This window comes from Oscillibacter sp. PEA192 (assembly GCF_003574015.1).
Lineage (GTDB): Bacteria > Bacillota > Clostridia > Oscillospirales > Oscillospiraceae > Oscillibacter > Oscillibacter welbionis.
This window is the reverse complement of sequence record NZ_AP018532.1, coordinates 2,309,438-2,329,794: the sequence shown is the minus strand read 5'-3', so window position 1 is coordinate 2,329,794 and position 20,357 is coordinate 2,309,438. Positions and strand designations below refer to the sequence as shown.

The following is a 20,357-nucleotide window of genomic DNA, read 5'->3' as shown; positions in this document are numbered from 1 at the left end:
AGTTTATCTAGGAGGTGCGATGTAGAATGCGTATGAACAATAGGTACGACGAGATTATCAATCTTCCTCACCACGTCTCCAAGACGCGACCACAGATGCCGATGTCAGATCGAGCAGCGCAGTTCGCACCCTTTGCAGCACTCACCGGATATGACTCCGCCATCAGGGAAACCGGGCGTCTGACCGACGAAAGGATTGAGCTTGACGAGGAAGCTCTGACTGCATTGGACATGAAGTATCAGCTTCTCATGGATGCCTTTGATGACGCGCCGGAAGTCACCATTACCTACTTCCAGCCCGATGAGCGGAAGGCTGGCGGAAAATATGTATCAGCAGTCGGCGCAGTCAAAAAGATCGATGATTTTGAGCGGCGGATCACCATGCAGGACGGCGCGAAGATTCCGATGGATGATGTGCTGTCTATTGAGGGAGAGCTATTCTCAGTGCTTGAGTAATATTGAAAACGGTTTGAAAAAGACGCTATTGAGCGTCTTTTTCTTTTTCGGATACCTGACATTTTTGCTTTATTTGTCCGTATAGAGTGAAGGGGGATTTTACGGGGAGTCTCTGCGAGGGAATACGATTTTAGAGAATAGCAAGCACAGCCGGTGTATATACACACGGCGATTTTCGATTAAGGAAACCCTCCCCTTAATCTGAAAAATGCTTGTTGGGATGCCTCCCAAACCCTCTTCCTTTACGAAAGGACGGAACGCCTATGGCAAACAGAACGCGACCAAATCAGATACTCTTCTTCGTCTCCGACGATGAGAAAAGAATCATCAAGGCAAAGATGGCGCAACTCGGAACAAGGAACATGGGAGCATATCTCCGGAAGATGGCGATTGACGGTTATATCATCAAGGTGGACTATACGCAGCAGAAGAAACTTGCCGCCGCAGTCAGCCGTGTTGCCTCAAACATCAATCAGATTTGCCGCCGCATCAACTCCACCGGACACTTCTATGCCGACGATATTACAGAGCTGAAAGAAAGGCAGGGTGAGATATGGCAGTTACTAAAATCAAGCCAATCCGAGGAACTGTAAACAAGGCTATTGCCTACATTCTCGACCCGCAGAAGACCGACGATGCTTTCTATGTTTCGTCCTATGGATGCGCTGCAAGCGACGCAGCGGCGAAAGAATTTGAGTGGACGAGAAACCTTGCAGTGCAGCAAGGAATGCAGATGCCGAAGGTACTTGCCCGTCATTTGATCCAGTCGTTTGACATCGGTGAAGTGACGCCGGAAGAAGCTCACGAGGTCGGGAAACAGCTTGCGGACGAATGGCTCAAGGGCAAGTACGAGTATGTGATTGCTACCCACATCGACAAGGGGCATTGCCATAATCACATCATCTTCAATGCCGTGAATTATGTGGACTTTCACGCCTACCGGAGCAACAAGAGAACCTATCGGGAGCTACGTCAACTCAGTGATGAGATATGCAAGGAACACGGGCTGTCTGTGATTCCTCCGTCGCAGAACAAGGGCATGGACTACAAGGAATACACCGAAGCCAAACGCGGTACGAGCTGGAAGCAAAAGCTCAAGCAGACCATCGATCGGCTTGTCATCACAGCCAAGGACTACGATGATTTTCTGCGGCTCATGCAGGAAGCCGGATATGAAATCAAGACCGGCAAATACATCTCCTTCCGTGTTGAAGGTCAGGAGCGGTTTACCCGGTCTAAAACTATCGGAGAGAACTACACCGAGGAACGCATCAAGGAGCGGATTGCCGGACGGACGCCCCGAAGAAGCCAGAGACAGACCGTGCCGAATGGCATCTCCCTTATCGGAGATATTCAGGAGCGGATCAGGCTCATCGACAGCAAGGGCTATGAGTATAAAGCCAAGCTCACAATTCTCAAGGAAGCGGCGCGGACGCTCAACTATCTCACGGAAAACAACTTGCTCCAATACGCCGATCTTGAGAAGAAGGTCGAGGACGTTCACAGCTCCTATGACCGCACCGGCAAGGAACTGAAAGGCGTCGAAGCGCGACTGCGGGAAGTCCAACCGCTTATCAAAAACATCTCCAACTACCAGCGGCTCAAGCCTGTATATGACGCCTTCCAGAAGGCGAAAGACAAGCCGAGCTTCAAAACAAAGCACGAAGCCGAGCTTGTGATCTTCGAGGCAGCGCGGAGTACATTACTTGCAATGCAGGGAGATGAAAAACTGCCGAGTTTGAAGACGCTACAAGCGGAACAGCAGCGACTACTTGAAGAGCAGCAGCGGCTCTATGATGAACGCGCAAAGCTCAAAAAGGAGGCGCGGATCATCGACACCATGAAGGCAAACGTGGATGATTTCCTCAAGCCGAGTGCAGAGCATGACCGCGACCAGCAGCACAGTTCACAGCGGGAATAAGGGAATAAAGCAAGGCGGTTATCATTGATAGCCGCCTTGCTTTTTGAGAAACAAAAACATCAAGAACTTGCAGTATTTCTTCTGATTTGCAAATGGGCTGATTGCAAATAAAAAGGATTTCGTGTATAATATATTGGAGGTCGTAATTAGCGAATGAGTAAAGGGGCATAGATTATGGGAATAAGCTATAAAAAACTTTGGGTATTACTAATTGACCGCGACATCAAGAAGTCCTCGTTTCGGAAAGAGCTTAACCTTTCATCTGGAACTTGGACAAAACTGAACAAGGGGGGAAGAAGTGTCCCTCTCTATTTTGCTGCGCATTTGTGGCTACTTAAATTGTGACATCGGAGATATATGTGAGGCTGTGCGAACGGACAAGAACTGAGTCCGGTTTTTCGTACAGCTCTTTTTGTAGAATAGTAAGTGTGAAACTATAACTTTGGAGGTTGCTGAAATGGCTGAGAATAACACAAGCAATATCGGCTTTGAAAAACAAATCTGGGACGCGGCTTGCGTCCTGCGCGGAAACATCGACGCATCCGAATATAAGTCCGTCGTTCTCGGATTGATTTTCTTGAAATACATTTCTGATCGCTTCGAGGCAAAGTACAAGGAACTGGTTGAAGAAGGCGACGGATTTGAAGAGGATCAGGACGAATACACTGCCGAAAACATCTTCTTTGTCCCTGAGAATGCACGATGGAGTGCGATTGCTGCTGCCGCTCACACGCCGGAAATTGGCACGGTGATTGATGATGCAATGCGCAGTATAGAGAAAGAAAACAAGCGTCTCAAAGATATTCTTCCTAAGAACTTCGCCCGTCCAGAGCTGGACAAGCGGCGTCTTGGTGAAGTGGTTGATCTCTTCACCAACATTCAGATGATCGAGCATGGGAGCAGCAAGGACATTCTCGGTCGTACATACGAATACTGTCTCTCCAAGTTTGCTGAACAGGAAGGCAAACTTGCCGGTGAGTTCTATACTCCCTCTTGTGTCGTGCGTACCCTTGTTGAAGTATTGCAGCCGTTTAATGGACGTGTTTATGACCCGTGCTGCGGCTCTGGCGGTATGTTCGTTCAGTCCGCAAAGTTCATCGAAAATCACGGCGGCAACATCAACAAGATTTCCGTTTTTGGTCAGGACTCCAACCCGACCACATGGAAGATGGCGCAGATGAATCTTGCCATTCGCGGTATTGAAGCCGACCTCGGCAAGTTTAATGCGGACACGTTCTTTAACGACTGCCACCCTCAACTCAAGGCAGACTTCATTATGGCAAATCCGCCCTTCAATCTCTCCGGCTGGGGTGCAGATAAACTCGTTGATGATGTCCGTTGGCAGTATGGTACGCCTCCTGCTGGCAACGCCAACTTTGCATGGTTGCAGCACATGATCTGGCATCTCGCTCCAAATGGACGTATCGGCATGGTGCTTGCAAATGGTTCGCTTTCCTCACAGTCCGGCGGTGAAGGTGAAATCCGCAAGAACATTATCAATGCCGACCTTGTGGACTGTATCGTCGCAATGCCGACGCAGTTATTCTACACGACGCAGATTCCGGTATCGCTCTGGTTCCTTGCAAAGAACAAGAAGCAGAAAGGCAAGACACTATTCATCGACGCACGGAAACTCGGCACTATGGTTACGCGGAAGCTGCGCGAACTGACGGATGAAGACATCAAGAAAATTGCCGACACCTACAACGCATTCGTTGAAGGAACGCTTGAAGATGAAAAGGGCTTCTGTGCTGTTGCTACAACGCAGGACATTGCAAAGCAGGATTACATTCTCACACCGGGACGCTATGTTGGCATTGAGGAACAGGAAGATGACGGTGAGCCGTTTGAAGAGAAAATGGGTCGCCTGACTTCTGAACTGTCTGAGCTTTTCACTAAGTCTCATGAGCTTGAAGCTCAGATCAAAGAGCGACTGGGGGCGATTGGATATGAGCTATGAGACGTATCGTATTGCTGACCTAATTGATGAAATTGCGATGGGTCCATTCGGCTCAAATATTAAAGTCTCGTGTTTTGTGGACAGTGGAGTACCTGTTCTAAATGGCAGCAATCTTGAAGGATTTTCTTTATCTGAAAAGGCGTTCCGCTTCGTCACAAAGGAAAAAGCTGATTCTCTTAACAAGGCAAATGCGCATCGAGGCGATATAGTAATAACGCATCGAGGAACGCTTGGACAAATAGCGTTTATTCCGCAAGATTCCAGATATGACCGGTATGTGATTTCACAATCCCAGTTTCGCGTTCGATGCAACGACAAGGTTTTGCCTGAATATCTTGTCTATTACTTCCACACTCCAATAGGACAGCATAAACTTCTAAGCAATGCCTCACAGGTTGGCGTCCCTGCATTGGCGAGACCATCTTCGACCTTTCAACAGATTGAGGTCGTATTGCCTGAATTAAGTATTCAGAAACGTGTTGTCGAGATTATTTCCACAATTCAAAAAAAGATTGCGAACAATCAAGAGCTAAACGATAATTTAATGCAGCAAGCCGTAACGATTTTCAAGTCATGGTTTGTAGAGTACAGCCTTTTCGATGGCATTGAACCGAAAGAATGGGAAACTGTCAACTTGGAGAAGATCACATCGCTTATAAGCCGCGGAATTGCGCCCAAATACTCCGATAACTCTGATCAGATAGTGATCAATCAGAAGTGCATTCGTAACCACATGATTGATCTTTCTCAGGCACGAACTCACACCCCAAAAGTAATCAATGAGAAATGGCTTCGCTTTGGCGATTTATTGATTAACTCAACGGGAGACGGAACATTGGGACGCGCAGCACAAGTTTGGTTCCAGCCCCAAAATATCACAGTTGATTCCCATGTAACGGTTGTCAGACCGGCAAAAGAAAATCTGATTTTCTATATTGGGCTGTGGGGAGTTCTTCATGAAAGGGAAATTGAATCCCTTCATACCGGAAGCACTGGTCAGACGGAATTGCCCAAAGAGCGCGTGAAGGCATTGGAACTGCACTTGCCTGACAATGGGACGCTGGATCGTTTCAACACCCTAATTGCACCTATGGCTGCTGCTATTGTTTCAAAGCAGAACGAAAACAATAAGCTCGCAACTCTAAGGGATGCGCTTCTCCCGAAACTCATGTCCGGAGAGATCGATGTCTCTGCCGTTCAGCTCTAAGCTGCTAAATTATCGTTTACCGTCTGAATAACTCTCACCAGTGGCGAGAGTTTTACAAAAGGGACTGCCACTGAATGTCGTTCTCTTACCTCGAAAGGAGACACGACAATGACAGAACAACTCATTACGGAGATACAGCGAAAAATGCTGCCATATCTCAACAACGAACAGCTCATGCACCTTCGGGAAGCAATAGCTGAGACTTTGAAAGGGGCAACGATCACTTATGATGGAAGCTCAATTCCAGCAGAAGAAACGGATGCAGTTGAAGCATTTATCACGGCAAAACGGATCGAAGGCTGCTCAGAGAAAACCCTGAGCTACTACCGGAAGACGATTGAGGCTCTGATTGCCGGAGTCGGAAAGACTGTACAACAGATCACCACAGATGATTTGCGCCGCTATCTAACCAACTATCAGGTTCAGCGAAGGTCGAGTAAAGTGACCATAGACAACATCCGCCGGATCCTGTCCAGTTTCTTCTCTTGGCTTGAGGATGAGGACTTCATCGTGAAAAGTCCGGTGCGACGGATTCATAAGGTGAAAACCGCAAAGGTTGTTAAGGACACCTACACCGATGAAGCGTTGGAGCTGATGCGCGACAACTGTACAACGGCGCGTGATTTGGCTATGGTTGATCTTCTGGCTTCGTCCGGAATGCGTGTTGGAGAACTGGTCACGCTAAACCGCGAAGACATCAACTTCAACGAACGCGAATGCGTGGTTATCGGCAAGGGCAATAAAGAACGATTGGTCTACTTCGACGCAAGGACGAAGATCCACCTTCAAAACTATCTTGAGGGCAGATCGGATGAAAACCCGGCTTTGTTTGTTTCCCTGAAAGCTCCCTTTGACCGATTGATGATCGGCGGAGTGGAGACACGCCTTCGGGAGCTGGGAAAGCGTCTGAATATCCCGAAGGTTCACCCTCACAAGTTCAGGCGCACACTGGCTACTACTGCCATAGACAAAGGAATGCCCATAGAGCAAGTCCAGCAGCTCTTAGGGCATCAGAAAATCGACACCACATTGCACTATGCAATGGTGAAACAACAGAATGTGAAGCTGGCACATAGAAAATATATCGGTTAGGAGTGCAAATATGGAAACCAAGAAATACCGATTTGATGAAGTGACTATCAACTTTGACAAGAAACGAATCCCTCTTTCCAGCGCACAACGCGAAAAAAGGCAAGGCACGTTTCGTTATTATGGTGCGCAAGGAGTGATCGACCATGTTGATGATTACATCTTTGATGGTACATATCTACTAATTGCAGAGGATGGCGAGAATCTAAAATCAAAAAAGCAGAACATTGCGCAGGTTGTTGACGGACAATTTTGGGTCAACAACCATGCACATATTGTGCAAGGAAACGAACAGTGTGACACCCGATTCCTTTGCTATTTGATAAACAGCATGGACTTATCTGGATATGTCACCGGTTCAGCTCAGCCAAAATTATCTCAAGCGAACTTGAATGCCGTAACACTCTCTCTACCTACTCTCGCTGAGCAAAAGAGGATTGTAGAATACCTATATATGCTTGATCAGAAGATAGATGTCAATCGACAGATAAACGATAATTTAGCGGCTTAGAGATGAACAGAAGAGACATCAATCTCGCCGGACATCAGCTTGGGTAAAAGACTATCCCGAAGTCGTTTGAGCTTGTCGTTTTCAATGGCGTTAATCCGCATTTGAGCGTACATCGGTGAAACGAGAGATTGAAACTCTGCCAGCTCGTCCTCCGAAGGAAGAATTAACTCATAAGAGAGCGTGTCCGACGGTGTTGTTCTTTGTCTACTGCCCGTTGAGCCAGTAACATGACTACACATAAAGTCGGAAAAGGAATTGCTATCTATGACTGAGTACAGGAAATCTGTAATAGTCTTATCTTTTGCTTTATAGACGATGAACTCCGTAGAGCATACTGCATTCCCGGTCAGACAATACGGCTTCCAAACACGCTTCGTTGTTGGGTTGAGTTTTGAGATCATGAAGCACGAGGCATCAATGATGAATTTATTGCTCTTGATGGATGTGGATAGCTCAAAGACCGGAAACCTCGCCTCATCAAAAGCTGGAATGCTATAATGCTCAAGAAGTATCTCAGGCTCTTTCAGTGGGTTGAAACTCTTATTTGAGATCGTCGCAACCTCTCCAAGAGTTACAATACGCCACTCGGAAGGCAAATCATTAGGCGAAACAGTCTCAAAACGCTCATGATATATTGCCTGAGCTTGCTGCTCTAAATTATCGTTTACCTGATTTGGAGGTTGTACCATGTTTGATAAAGTTCAGGAGAGCTTGAAAAGAAGCAAAGACGAGCGCCAGAAAAAGCGTCTTGAAAAGGAACGGGTTCGTCTTGAGAAAGCCGCAGCAGAAGCGGTTCGTGAGAAAGAGCGGCTTCAACAGGAGGCGGAAAAGATACAGGCTGAAAAAGACCGTCTTCTCTCCCTCGATGATAAGGGGCTGAAGGTAGAATTGATTCTGGCAGTGCGAGGTCTATACTCACAAATGGAGTACATTCAAAGTCAGCAGGCTTCTTTATCCGAGCGGGTTGACGATATTGAGTCGGACATCTCTTCCATCCGCAGCGATATTTCAGATTTGGAAAGCAGACTGGGCTCGTCCGATCAGTAAAACTCAATGAAGGAGGCGCAGACGTGATTATTTCACCACAATCTCTTGATACAAACCTAAGTCAGCTTTTAGCGGAGGTTAAGTCCGGCTCAATGCAGTTGCCGGAGTTTCAGCGCGACTGGACTTGGGATGATAACCGAATTAGAGGAATTATCGCCAGTTTGTCGCAAGGCTACCCTATGGGTGCCATTATGCGACTGCAATATGGAAATCCAGACATTCAATTCAAATATCGCACGATTACGGGTGTGAAGGGTGTTTCAGTAAAGCCAGAGCATTTGATTCTCGATGGTCAGCAGCGGCTTACTTCCATCTATCAGGCAACATCCTCAAAAGAGCCAGTCTCTACCAAAACGGAAAAAGGCAAGGCGATTAAGCGGTACTACTACCTCTCTATGGAGAAGTGCCTTGACGATGATGAGGATCGCTTTGATGCAGTCCTGTCCATCCCCGAAGACCGCAAGATCAAAGAAAACTTTGACCGTGATGTGAAGCTCGACCTCTCAACCAGAGAATATGAATACGAGAATAAGCTGTTCCCGGTCAATATTGTGTTCGATAGCAACGCCGTTATGGACTGGTTCATGGGCTACATGACGCACTATGGAATGAAGCCGGAAGCAATGGATGAGTTCAAGCGTTTTCAGGCAGATGTGCTGAATACAATTTCCGGGTATAAGCTGCCTGTGATTACGCTGGACAAGTCCACGCCGCGAGAGGCGGTGTGCAAGGTGTTTGAGAATGTCAATACCGGCGGTGTTCCTCTCACGGTGTTTGAGCTTGTTACCGCAACTTATGCCACAAGAGACTTTGACCTGAGAAAAGACTGGGTGCAGTGTCGAAATACAATTTGCGGTTTCGGTGACACGCTGAGAACAGACCTGTTCGATGGAATTGATGAGACTACATTCCTGACAACTGTATGCCTCTATACAAGCTATTTGAACAAGCAGTCTGGAAATACAAACACCATCTCCTGCAAAAAGAAGGATGTTCTGGGACTTCCTTATGAATCGTACATAGCGAACCGGGATGCAGTGCTGTCTGGGTTCAAAATAGCAAAGGAGTTTCTTCTTCGGGATCAGTGCGTCTTCCGGCAGAGAGACTTGCCTTATACAACGCAGTTGATTCCCCTTGCAGCGATCTGTGCTGTTCTCGGAAAATCCAAATGCAATGAGCCAAATACGATTAAAACGCTCTCTCGGTGGTATTGGTGTGGTATTTTGGGTGAGATGTATGGTGGCGCTAATGAAACTCGGTATGCCTATGATATTGAGGACATGGTTGAAGAGGTCAACGGACGCCCGAATGCAATGCATACGATCAACAGCGCAGTCTTTTCTTCTACGCGGCTGCTAACCCTTCAAACCCGTTTGAGTGCGGCATATAAGGGAATTATGGCTCTTCTCTACAAGGAGAAATGCCGTGATTTTATGAACAACACGACGATTGACATTGTGAACAGTATGCTTGAGTCTCCGGACATTCACCACATCTTCCCGGAAGCATATTGCGAGAAACTGGGCATCAAGCGCGAACGGTATAATTCCATCATTAACAAGACCCCGATTCTTCCAGCCACCAACCGCTCGATTGGCGGAAATGCGCCGAGTGAGTATCTGGGGGCAATTCTAAAGAAGGTTGATGGACTGACCGAGAATGAGTTGCAAGCACGGGTGGAATCGCACTTTATCAACTATGCAGAATTGAAGGCAGATGACTTCAATGGCTATTTCATCGACAGAGCAAAAAGCCTTCTCAACCTAATTGAAAAAGCGATGAATAAGCCCGTCACTGACAGAGATGCAGAAAACACGCTGGATCAGTTCGGGGCGAGTCTGGCGTAAAAAGGGAGTGACAAACTATGGCAGGATATTTTACAGAATCAAATTACGAGAGCGCTGTCTTGCAGCTTCTCAATGAAGAACTGGGCTATAACTATATCTATGGACCGGACGTGGAGCGCGATTATCACTCGCCGCTTTATGAGGATGTTCTGCTACCTTCCTTGCAGCGGATCAACAAGAGCCTGCCTATGGACGCTCTGACGGAGGCAATCTATAAGCTCAAGAACTTTGAAACCGGAACACTTTTACAAAAGAACATGGTCTTTATGGACTACCTCCAAAACGGAGTCCCGGTAAAATACTATGACAAGGGTGAAGAACGCTCTACCCTTGTTTACCTTGTAGACTTCAAAAATCCTGCCAGTAACGAGTTCACAGTTGCGAATCAATGGACTTTCATTGAGAACTCCGAAAAAAGACCAGATGTGATTCTCTTTGTCAATGGTCTCCCACTCGTCATTGTGGAGTTGAAGTCTCCGTCCCGCGAAGAAACCGATGCTTCCGCTGCATACCGCCAGCTCCGGAACTATATGTATGAGATCCCCTCTATGTTCATTTATAATGCGGTATGTGTCATGAGCGACTTGACCACTTCAAAGGCTGGTACAATCACGTCCGGCGAAGACCGCTTTATGGAGTGGAAAACAACAGACGGCAGCTATGAGAATACGCAACACGCATCATTTGACACATTCTTTGTAGGACTGTTTGAGAAGACCCGCTTCCTTGACATCGTGAAAAACTTCATCTGCTTTAATGTGGACGGACAGAATACTTTCAAGATACTCGCCGGGTATCATCAGTATTTCGCAGTCAAAAAGGCGATTGAGTCTACAAAACACGCAACCGTGACGGACGGTAAGGGTGGCGTTTTCTGGCATACACAGGGCAGCGGAAAATCGTTGTCTATGGTCTTCTATGCTCATTATCTGCAAGAAGCGTTAGAAAGCCCCACTATCGTTGTCATTACCGACCGTAACGATCTGGACGACCAGCTTTACGGACAATTCGCCCGCTGCAAGGACTTCCTCCGGCAAACACCGCAGCACGCTGAGAGCCGCAAGAATCTGAAAGAACTGCTTGCAAACAGACAGGCAAATGGCATAATCTTCACGACCATGCAGAAGTTTGAAGAAAGCAACGAAGCTCTTTCGGAACGCCGGAACATTATCGTGATGGCTGATGAAGCGCATCGTGGGCAATATGGTCTCAATGAGAAGGTTGTGGTCAAGCAGAAGGACAACGGCGAAGTCGAGGCGAAAACCGTTATCGGCACTGCCCGCATTATAAGAGACACGCTTCCTAATGCGACCTACATTGGATTCACCGGAACACCGATCTCCACAAAAGACCGCAGTACACGAGAGGTCTTCGGTGATTACATCGACATCTATGATATGACACAGGCAGTTGAAGATGGCGCGACCAGACCCGTCTACTACGAGAGCCGTGTGATTCACCTGAAACTCGACGAGAACACCCTCCATCTGATCGATAATGAGTATGACATTATGGCTGACAACGCCGATCCGTATGTCATTGAAAAAAGCAAAAAGGAACTTGGTCAGATGGAAGCAATCCTCGGTGCCGACCAGACGATCAATTCCTTGGTAAATGACATTCTTGATCATTACGAGAATTACCGTGAGAATATCCTAACCGGCAAGGCGATGATCGTTGCTTATTCGCGTCCCATAGCAATGAAGATTTATAAGCGCATTCTTGAGCTACGCCCAGCGTGGACGGAAAAGATTGCAGTGGTCATGACGCAAGGCAATAACGATCCCGAAGAATGGCGTGAGATTATCGGCAACAAAGCTCATAAGGACGATATGGCGCGGAAATTCAAAGACAACAACTCTCCGCTGAAAATCGCCATCGTCGTGGATATGTGGCTGACCGGCTTTGATGTTCCCTCCCTTGCTACGATGTATGTCTATAAGCCGATGGCTGGACACAACCTGATGCAAGCTATCGCCCGCGTCAATCGTGTCTTCAAAGATAAAGAAGGCGGTTTGGTTGTCGATTACGTCGGTATTGCGGCTGCACTGAAACAGGCAATGAACGACTATACTGCCAGAGACAAGAAGAACTATGGTGATACAGATGTAAGCAAGGCTGCATATCCGAAGTTCCTTGAAAAGCTCTCTATTTGCAGAGATTTGTTCCACGGATTCAGTTATGAGAAATTCATGACCGGAAGCGACCTCGACAGGGCGAAGCTCATCAGCGGCGGAGTGAACTTCATACTCGGCAAGAGTGTTGCAGAGTACGAGCTCCCCGACCATGAGAAGACACAGAATGTGTTTATCAAAGAAGCCCTGCTTCTCAAGCAGGCACTTTCGCTGTGCAGCAGCTTGGTAGACGAGCAAACTCGCATGGAGGCAGCTTTCTTCGAGTCCGTAAGAACAATGACCGTGCGCTTGGTTTCAGGCGGTACCGGAAAGAAGTTTACGCTTCCGGAAGTAAATGAGCGCATTAACGAGCTTTTGAAGCACAGTATCAAAAGCGAAGGCGTTATCAACCTTTTCTCTGATGTCCAGACTGAGTTTTCGTTGTTCGATCCGAAGTTCCTTGAAGAAGTGGCAAACATGAAGGAGAAGAATCTTGCAGTCGAACTCCTGAAAAAACTGATTTCCGAACAGGTCTCTGTTTACCGCCGAACAAATATCGTCAAGTCTGAGAAGTTCTCCGAAATCATTCAGAGCGCAATGAACCGCTATTTGAACGGAATGCTGACCAACGAGGAAGTCATTCAAGAATTACTCAAGCTGGCGAAAGACATTGCCGCTGCTGCCGCCGAGGGTGAAAAACTCGGATTGACAGCGGACGAGCTTGCTTTCTATGATGCTCTCACGAAGCCGCAAGCAATCAAGGACTTTTACGAGCATGATGAGCTTATTGCTATCACGAAAGAGCTGACAGATTTGCTTCGCAAAAACCAGACAATAGACTGGCAAAAGAAAGAGAGCGCAAGAGCTGGAATGCGCCGCTTGGTCAAAAGGCTGCTGAAAAAACACAAATATCCGCCTGAGGGTATGGATGATGCAGTCCAGACTGTCATGAGCCAGTGTGAGATGTGGACGGACAACGTAATGACCGCTTAACTCCCCTACGAGAAAGGAGTAGATTATGGGCAATTCAGTCATGGTGAATGGCGACGAATATGCCGGAGAACAGATTGCCTACAAAGACAGCACCTATGAGCTTGTGTCAAAGGTCGCTTATCTGATCGGCGTCCCGCTCCGTATTTTCCTAAATGAGCACGAGCCGCCGAAGATTGAAATATACAACCGGCTTGAACAGGACAAAAACGCCCGCATTATCCGCAATCTCTGTATTATCCGCACCGCCATTGAACGCAATTACCGGAAGATAAATGACATTATGCGAATGGAGTACCGAGGGCTGCTTTCAATGCCGGAGATCATTCCGGCTTCCAGTATGCAGCAGCTTTCAAATGACGGAATCAGCTTTATTAAAAAGTCGAGTACAAAGCTCTGCCACCACATTATCGAGATCAACCGGCTGATTTCAGACCGCATTAACAACTGCAAAAGCCTCTTTCCAATCTGGATTAACTGGGCGTACATAAAAGAGCTGTTCATTATGCCAAACGGCTTGACAGAGGACGGAACGAAAGATGCTGCGGACATCTATTACGCAAGTCTCTCCTACTACCCCTATCAAATGTACATCAACTGGGTACCGATGGACGAGGGCAATGTCCTCTATAATGACAAGAAGTTTGCAACCCTGCTTTATCAATGGCATTGCGACGCCTTCACGGAATACAGTAAAGTCTCCGATGCAGGGGCTTTTGTAAAAAACAATATCTACGATTTCATAGATGACAGCGAGAAAACCGTATTGGTAGTGGACTGCGAAAACTCCGACCCGTACAAGCTGTGCGCCACGCTCAAAAACCTTGATTATGAGGTCATGCAGAAAATTACGGCGATCATTCTCTTTGATGACGTACATACCGCTACGGCATGGCGGATTCTTGAAAACTACACCCGCATTCCCGTTGAGCATATCATGATTGAGCGGATCAAGCAGAACAAATCACTGGTAGACATCAAGCTCACCGCAAGAGCCTGTCAGGAACACTACCAAAAGCAAGTGGATTCCTTTGTCATCGTCTCAAGCGATTCCGACTACTGGGGGCTGATTTCTTCCTTACCGGACGCCAGATTCCTTGTCATGATTGAGCGGGAAAAATGCGGACCGGATATGAAGGCAGCACTTGCAGAATCTGGGATATTCTACTGCTATCTGGATGACTTCTACTCCGGCAACAGCGAGGACATCAAGAAAAACGCACTGTTCAAGGAGATGTACCGCTGGATTGACAACTCCGTTCACCTGAATGTCAACGATATGTTTGATGCAGCTCTGCGAAACACGAGGATCGAAATGTCTTCCGCAGAGCGGCGGCAGTTCTATGAGAAGCACATCAGTCACATGACGCTGACCATCGACGAGAACGGAAACGTCAGCATTGAGCTGAAACGCGGATAGCCTTGGTTTCTATTCCGGGAGGAATGTTGATGGATAATAGATTTTATTTTGGATTCAATACATCGGAGGAACGGAAAAAGCGCAGAAAGACTGCGGGACGAGCCGCCGGAACGCTATCATGGCATCACATGGGACTCCCTGCCTATCAAGAATCGTACAAGCAGTCTGGACAAACTGAGGAAGTTTTACGAAGGTCTGCCCTCAGCCAAGGAATGATGGTACAAACGGCATTCTCTTCGGAAACATAGAACAGCCCCCCAAAAAAAGGAAATCAGAAAACGGAGGTGTATCATGTTGTACAATGAAAATCTGCGCGAAGAAGAACAACATCTAATCCAGCAGATTGCTGAACAAACAGAGAGAGAAAAAATCGACTGGGAACTAACAGAGTACAATCCGCTGTCCTTTCTGAATGAGGACAAGATAGACAAGAACCCAGCAGTAATCTGTCAGTCCTTCTCCTTTGAAGCGATCATCGGCGGATCCCGTTACGAGCTTGATGTCATGGAGAATATTGATGTGCCGTCCGGTATGGGAGACTACACCATAACCTTGACGCGGGATGAAACCGAAAATTATCTTAAAATTGAGGATGCGCTTTCCTTTGACTGTGACCGCTATGAATGCACACCGGAGGAAGTCGCAGAGCGATTTGCGGACAGCCCCATTGTCCGTCTCTGCAACGCCATCATTCCTGCCACGCTTGGGCAGGAGGATTTAGAAAAGGTCTTCACATGGGCAAGGTTTTTCAACGAGACTGGCATTTCTGCAAAGCTGATGAATCATCCGCTGACCAAGCTCTGTGAAAAGCTGTTCGACGAACACCGTTTGATGGACTTCCATCGCTGCATCTTGGATGTGGACTATCGAAAGCTGCTCCTAAATGAACTGGCTCATAACTAAGACACGGAAAAACGCCCCCGACACTGTGCCAGACGCACAGTGCCGGGGGCGTTCCCGTTTCCAGCGATTTATTCTTCCCTCGGCAATGGACTGTCCATAAGGTGACACTTTCCGTTTTGCGATGCCGCGAAAATTCGATGTGTTCCATGGAGATATTCACTGGGCAGCATACGCCGTACACGTTTCCAATAATCACTGAGCAGTGCAATAGGAATTCGCTATCGGGAAATGCTTCACGGTTTTCACAACGCTTGATTCAGAAGGGCTCTTTTGCCTTATTCCCGCGTGACATCAAGGGAAGCCGGATTGATGACGATGATGGTCTTGCCCTTTTTGTGGGCATATCTCACGGTATTCCCGGTACCGCTGGGGCATCCATTCCATACTGCGAGAATATAATCGGCGTGATCGACCATGTACCGATTTCTCTTGTCCATGCAGTCCGGCGTGTACTCCCGTTGCAGCATGGTCTCCTTGTCACACTTTGCCGCGATATTATAATACCGTTCCCGTGAAGCCACAGACCATTTGATCGCTTGTGTCTCACAAGGGATTGCGCTTTCCAGAGTAATGTGAGGGTATTTTGATTTCAAATCGAGTACAATTTCCGCAGCGTACATATCGACGCCAAGAGCCATGCCCGTAATAAAATGCGTGACGCCCTCGTTCTCGATGAGTGCTACAATCTGATCCCGCATAACAGACTTCAAAGAAGTACAACGCATATCGGATTCATCAAAGCCGAACGGAAGACTCTGCGGTCTATGACCGGTAAACGCACAACTCTTGCCTTGAACGGATTGCTTTTCAGCTTTTTGAGCAGACTTTCTAAACTCAATAATGCGCGACATGACACCCCTTCTTTCACTCTTTTGGTAGGTAACTCCATTCTATCACCCTCATCACGGACAGTCAACGCATTGTCGTTAGTAAAATCAACGACGGCGTACCGTGGATAATGACACCGCCGTTAGGTACACTAAATGCAAAGGTGGTGAGGCTATGCGAGAGAAGAAGGACATCAATATTGAAATCGGCGGCAATATTCAAGTGGCAAGAGAACAGGCGGGCTATACGCAGGACACGCTCTCAGAAATGCTTGGCATGACGCCGAATCACCTGAGTGCCATTGAGCGTGGTGCTTCCGGTATCTCTCTTGAAGCCTTGCAGCGTCTTTGCCGTTTGCTGGGCGTCAGCGCAGACCGAATTATTTTTGGGACTGATGATCCAGAAGTGGAAGCCCTTGCGCTTGCCAGACGCATTTCGGATATAAAGCCGGAATACCGGCAACAGGTTCAAGAGCTGCTATCCGCTATTTTGAATATGTCATAAAAAAAGAGCCTCTGCCGACGCCCAAAACGGGCATCGACAGAGGCTCTTGATTCGTTTTCCGGGCATTCAAACAAGTGCCGAAATCGACACTTATTTCCGCGCTAAAGATGAAACCACGCAGGGAATACAATCACTTAGGCTGGTCAATTTGCGCCGCTCTGAGGCTTGCAATCACAGGCTTTTTCGACCCCTAACTGTCTACACCTCGATGCCTTGCGGGAGAAGTGTGGACAGGCGATGAGATCCGCACGGAAGCTCTGCTTGCAGCTATGGACGCAGCGGACGCAGAAGCGGTTATACTTCCGGCGTCCGCTGTCCCCGATGAAGAACGACCACTCCTGCCGCCATTTCTGACTTCTGCTCACAGCTCAATCTCTCCTTTGTGCTTTTTGGGAGGGCAGCATTCCTTCTGCTTTTCAGCCTTTGCAGACTTGAGCCTGTCCATGATGGAGGACTTTTCGCCGGTTTCGGGGGCTTTGACCTCTGCGGTCTTGTCCTCCTTCGGACCGTTGTTGATGATCCCGTCAATCATGCCGTAGTCATCCTCCATCGACATCTCCGCCGCCTTGAGGTAGTTTTCCTTCTCAAGAGCTGCCATCCAGCTTTCCTTGCTGATACCGAGCATTCCGCCCTTTGCCGCATGATCGGCAATCTCCTTGGCATCCACGCACAAGCCCTCGGTATTATCGGAATAGAGACGGTAAACCTCGCACCCCTTCTCCAAAGCCTTCTCAGCCGCCTCCTGACCGGCGGGAAGAACGCCAGCCCATGTGTAGCCGTAGTCCTTCATATCCTGAACGGAGAGCGCGGGATCGGGCATTTCCAGCACTTCCTTGACCTCAAGGTCGAGAAGGCGGAGCGTGTCATCGTCAAAGCCGTTGTAGACATCATCAAGGACGAGCTTACCGCGCTCATCGACAATGATACAGGCAGCTTCATCGCCGTAGGTGTCATGCTCCATCAGATAAAAGCTGTGACCGCCGACTTCGTGCCGGTCAATGGTGTGCCACGTCCCGATGTGACCGGCAACCGTCAGCCCGGAGGTGTCGGCGTTCATCTCGAAGTCCTTCTGCTCGATGCTTTCCTGCTTCTGCTGCTCCTTCGAGATCATGGGGATCGCCACAATCTTATCGCCCAGCTTGACAAACTGCTCCGGCACTTTGAAGTGGTCAGCGAACTTCTGCATCTGCTCTACGGTCAGAGAGCCGAAGCTGTCATCCGTCAAGCCGACCACCATGAATGTTCCGGCAACAACATCGTAGATGTCACCGTCCTCATCACGCAGAGCGCGGTTCAGGGACAGACCTTCCAGCTTGCCTTCCTCGTTGCAGACTAAGGCAACCGGGTCTTCGTAGGGATAAATTGCCTCGATGCAGCCGCCGACCTCATGCTGCAAGGACTCCAGCCCGGAGTCAATCTCCTTCACATAAGGCTCCTTTCCCGGCTCAACGACGAGAACAGCGATGGTGCTGTCACGCTCGGCGTCTTCCCCTGAGCCGGTGATCCGGTATTCGTCGGGAATATCGTCCAGCTCACCGTTAAACTGTCTGTCCCAGCGTTCGCTTGCGACGCGGACATAGCCTTCATCGGTGAAGCGTCCCTGTTCATCATAAGCGATGTCGTGACCATAGCGTTCATAGTCGATGTAGTCTGCCAGAGGACCGAGATCCTTTTCGGAGTAGATACCGGCTTCGTTGGCATAGTAATAGCCGAGGTCATATTCGTCGTTGATACCGGGCATGATGTCGTAGCAGTCCAGATTGAACGTCAGGTTGATGAGATCGTCGATGTCGCTGACCTCATCGCAGCCAGCCTCCATAATGGCAACGAGCTTTTCCTGATCGCTCAGGGAAAGCTCGTCAATCAAGGCGGCGAGGTAGTTGAGCTTATCAAGGCTCTCGTACTCGCCAAGCATCTGCTGGACGCCGTAGATCGGGCATTCGTAGTCGGTAATAAACCACTCTTCATAGGGCTGACCGAACTCATCCTGCTTGCCGATCCCGATACGCTCAAAAGCCTTCTGCATCTCTTCTTCGGTGGTGGGCAGCTTCACCCACTCACCGACCAGCATACCCTCGTTGTACTTGCCAAGGTTTGTGACGAAGGCTTCAAAATTACCGTCTAATACGGGCATAGGCATCCTCCTTTCAGTCATCCATCATGCCGTCCGGCATGATATACAGTTCCTCAAACTCTGCGTCAGTCATGGCTTCGAGCTTCCGGATGGTCTTATACATCAGCTCTGCAATCTCGCCGTCCATGTCGTTCAGGGTGACGCTCTTCATATCGTCGATCAGCCGCTTCCGGCTGGACGTATTGAAGCAGCACATGAGGTTGAGTTCTTCTACGGTAAAGTTTTTCATATCAGAGTACCATATCCTTTCCTTTCGATTTCTGCGGTTTCGGCGTGTGGGGCGGCTGTGCCTTCTGTGCGGATTTCAGTTTGTCACGGATGGATTCACGGGCAGCGGGCTTCTTTGGGATGGTGTCGTAGATGGCAGTTCCGGCATCCTCCACATAGGCGCGGACATACTGGATGCTCTCAGAAAAGCGGATGGGGAGGTTCTTGTCCTCGATGTTGGTCAGTCTGACTTCATCGGCGGCAAAATCAACCGCGTCGATTCTGCACTTGATCCCATCCACATTCAGCGTTGCGCCGACAGGAATGTAATCTGCGGCTTTGAGTTCCTTGAAGGTCTCGCCGTCCTTGCTGAGAAAGACATCTGCGCCGGACTTCCAGAGCTTGTGAGAACCGGCTACCCACGCGGCTTCACGGAAGCCGGTCACCGGCATGGAGGGCTTGCCGCGTACCTTCTTTTCAAGGAGCTTTGTGCCGAGAAGCGGCGCGGCTTTCTCTGCATCCTTGCCGTAAAGCTCAAAATAGCCGTTCTGGGCAAAGCAAACCAGCGCGTCGGGATGCGCCTTTTTGACCGCTTCGTACTTGCGGAGTTCTGCAACGGACAGAGAGGCAAGCCCCTCCGTCCTCTCCGCCTCCGGCAGTCTGTTACGACGAGTTTTCTGGTGGGACAGCACTTCCGCCAGAGCATCCGCGTCCTTCGGGAGCGTCTGGTGGGTTTTGACGCCGCCATGCTCACCGACCAGAGCCATTGCCTCGTCGAAGCTGCTGCGGCAGGGGGCTTCCAGCACAAAGCCATCTGCAAAGGTCAGCCGGTCGTGATCCGGCGCAATCGAGTTCTGCGCCACATTTGCCGCCTGTTCCCGGTAGTTGATCTCAAAGACATCTCCGAAGACCTTGCCGCGCTTAACGGCTTTCGGGACAATGACACGAGCAATGCACTCGTCGTAGGTCTGTTCCGCGTAAAAACGGAAGGTGTTGTGATCTCGCGTTCCCTGAATAAAGACTTGATTTTCGTTGAGGCAGTGCGTTCCGTGCGGGCGGCAGAACCACATCAGCGTCTTGTCTTCGGGATTCTGGCTTTCGGCGGCGCGGCGGATGATGCGCTTGTCGATGTCGAAGTCTTCCTTGTAGCTGTCTACATGACTGTCCACGAGCTTCTGCAGCTCCGCAACGATGTCAACGTCTGTGTATTTCTTCATGCT

General features: G+C 48.8%; 18 protein-coding genes and 1 pseudogene. 14 read left to right on the top strand and 5 right to left on the bottom strand.

Annotated elements, in window-relative coordinates; genetic code table 11:
• Positions 1-32: 32 nt before the first annotated feature.
• The 8 genes and pseudogenes from DN611_RS11545 (at position 33) to DN611_RS11510 (ending at position 7,143) form a co-directional block, all read left to right on the top strand.
• Positions 33-455: a YolD-like family protein gene (locus DN611_RS11545; protein WP_119311937.1), complete on the top strand. Its 423-nt coding sequence runs from the start codon at positions 33-35 to the stop codon at positions 453-455.
• Positions 456-718: 263 nt separating this feature from the next.
• A complete protein-coding gene (locus tag DN611_RS11540; RefSeq protein WP_119311415.1) occupies positions 719-1,048 on the top strand; it encodes a plasmid mobilization protein in 330 nt (109 codons plus the stop codon).
• Positions 1,009-2,376 (top strand): relaxase/mobilization nuclease domain-containing protein, encoded by a 1,368-nt coding sequence (locus DN611_RS11535; protein ID WP_119311414.1) that lies wholly within the window; start codon positions 1,009-1,011, stop codon positions 2,374-2,376. Before DN611_RS11540 ends, DN611_RS11535 begins: the two co-directional genes overlap by 40 nt.
• Before the next feature lie 174 nt (positions 2,377-2,550).
• A pseudogene (locus tag DN611_RS11530) lies at positions 2,551-2,764 on the top strand (helix-turn-helix domain-containing protein).
• A 69-nt stretch (positions 2,765-2,833) separates the two neighbouring features.
• Entirely contained in the window at positions 2,834-4,336 is a 1,503-nt protein-coding gene (locus DN611_RS11525; protein ID WP_119311413.1) for a class I SAM-dependent DNA methyltransferase, read from the top strand.
• Positions 4,326-5,543 carry a restriction endonuclease subunit S gene (locus DN611_RS11520; protein WP_160117432.1) on the top strand — a complete coding sequence of 406 codons (1,218 nt, stop codon included), beginning with the start codon at positions 4,326-4,328 and terminating at the stop codon, positions 5,541-5,543. The genes DN611_RS11525 and DN611_RS11520 overlap by 11 nt, the downstream gene beginning before the upstream one ends.
• A 108-nt stretch (positions 5,544-5,651) precedes the next feature.
• Positions 5,652-6,635 (top strand): site-specific tyrosine recombinase/integron integrase, encoded by a 984-nt coding sequence (xerA, locus tag DN611_RS11515; RefSeq protein WP_119311411.1) that lies wholly within the window; start codon positions 5,652-5,654, stop codon positions 6,633-6,635.
• Between the two features lie 10 nt (positions 6,636-6,645).
• Positions 6,646-7,143, top strand: coding sequence for a restriction endonuclease subunit S (locus tag DN611_RS11510; RefSeq protein ID WP_119311410.1), 498 nt, complete (start codon positions 6,646-6,648; stop codon positions 7,141-7,143).
• On the opposite strand, the gene DN611_RS11505 is transcribed toward DN611_RS11510, so the two are convergent.
• Entirely contained in the window at positions 7,140-7,832 is a 693-nt protein-coding gene (locus tag DN611_RS11505; RefSeq protein ID WP_119311409.1) for a restriction endonuclease subunit S, read from the bottom strand. The two genes, DN611_RS11510 and DN611_RS11505, sit on opposite strands and share 4 nt — an antisense overlap.
• Between DN611_RS11505 and DN611_RS11500 the strand changes: the two genes are divergently transcribed.
• From DN611_RS11500 to DN611_RS11480, 5 genes are all read left to right on the top strand, one after another.
• Positions 7,831-8,190, top strand: a complete 360-nt coding sequence (locus DN611_RS11500) for a hypothetical protein (RefSeq protein ID WP_119311408.1) — start codon at positions 7,831-7,833, stop codon at positions 8,188-8,190. The genes DN611_RS11505 and DN611_RS11500 overlap by 2 nt on opposite strands.
• 23 nt (positions 8,191-8,213) lie before the next feature.
• Positions 8,214-10,037, top strand: coding sequence for a GmrSD restriction endonuclease domain-containing protein (locus DN611_RS11495; protein ID WP_333637340.1), 1,824 nt, complete (start codon positions 8,214-8,216; stop codon positions 10,035-10,037).
• 17 nt (positions 10,038-10,054) lie between these two features.
• Positions 10,055-13,144 carry a type I restriction endonuclease subunit R gene (locus DN611_RS11490; RefSeq protein ID WP_119311407.1) on the top strand — a complete coding sequence of 1,030 codons (3,090 nt, stop codon included), beginning with the start codon at positions 10,055-10,057 and terminating at the stop codon, positions 13,142-13,144.
• 25 nt (positions 13,145-13,169) lie between these two features.
• Positions 13,170-14,561 carry an NYN domain-containing protein gene (locus DN611_RS11485; RefSeq protein WP_119311406.1) on the top strand — a complete coding sequence of 464 codons (1,392 nt, stop codon included), beginning with the start codon at positions 13,170-13,172 and terminating at the stop codon, positions 14,559-14,561.
• Positions 14,562-14,852: 291 nt separating this feature from the next.
• A complete protein-coding gene (locus tag DN611_RS11480) occupies positions 14,853-15,464 on the top strand; it encodes a hypothetical protein (RefSeq protein ID WP_119311405.1) in 612 nt (203 codons plus the stop codon).
• A gap of 275 nt (positions 15,465-15,739) precedes the next feature.
• Here the strand turns inward: DN611_RS11480 and DN611_RS11475 are convergent, their stop codons facing one another.
• Complete coding sequence (locus DN611_RS11475) at positions 15,740-16,315, bottom strand: SLOG family protein (RefSeq protein WP_119311404.1); 576 nt, start codon at positions 16,313-16,315, stop codon at positions 15,740-15,742.
• Positions 16,316-16,466: 151 nt separating this feature from the next.
• Between DN611_RS11475 and DN611_RS11470 the strand changes: the two genes are divergently transcribed.
• Entirely contained in the window at positions 16,467-16,796 is a 330-nt protein-coding gene (locus DN611_RS11470) for a helix-turn-helix domain-containing protein (protein WP_119311403.1), read from the top strand.
• Positions 16,797-17,157: 361 nt separating this feature from the next.
• Here DN611_RS11470 and DN611_RS11460 read toward each other — a convergent pair whose 3' ends face one another.
• Genes DN611_RS11460 through DN611_RS11450 form a run of 3 tightly spaced genes read right to left on the bottom strand, consistent with a single transcriptional unit; the run spans position 17,158 to position 20,354 of the window.
• Positions 17,158-18,930, bottom strand: a complete 1,773-nt coding sequence (locus DN611_RS11460) for an antirestriction protein ArdA (protein WP_333637339.1) — start codon at positions 18,928-18,930, stop codon at positions 17,158-17,160.
• Between the two features lie 13 nt (positions 18,931-18,943).
• Positions 18,944-19,159: a transposon-transfer assisting family protein gene (locus DN611_RS11455; protein ID WP_119311401.1), complete on the bottom strand. Its 216-nt coding sequence runs from the start codon at positions 19,157-19,159 to the stop codon at positions 18,944-18,946.
• Position 19,160: 1 nt separating this feature from the next.
• The gene (locus DN611_RS11450) at positions 19,161-20,354 is read right to left on the bottom strand and encodes a DNA mismatch repair protein MutS (RefSeq protein ID WP_119311400.1); all 1,194 of its coding nucleotides are present in this window, start codon (positions 20,352-20,354) and stop codon (positions 19,161-19,163) included.
• Positions 20,355-20,357: the final 3 nt, after the last annotated feature.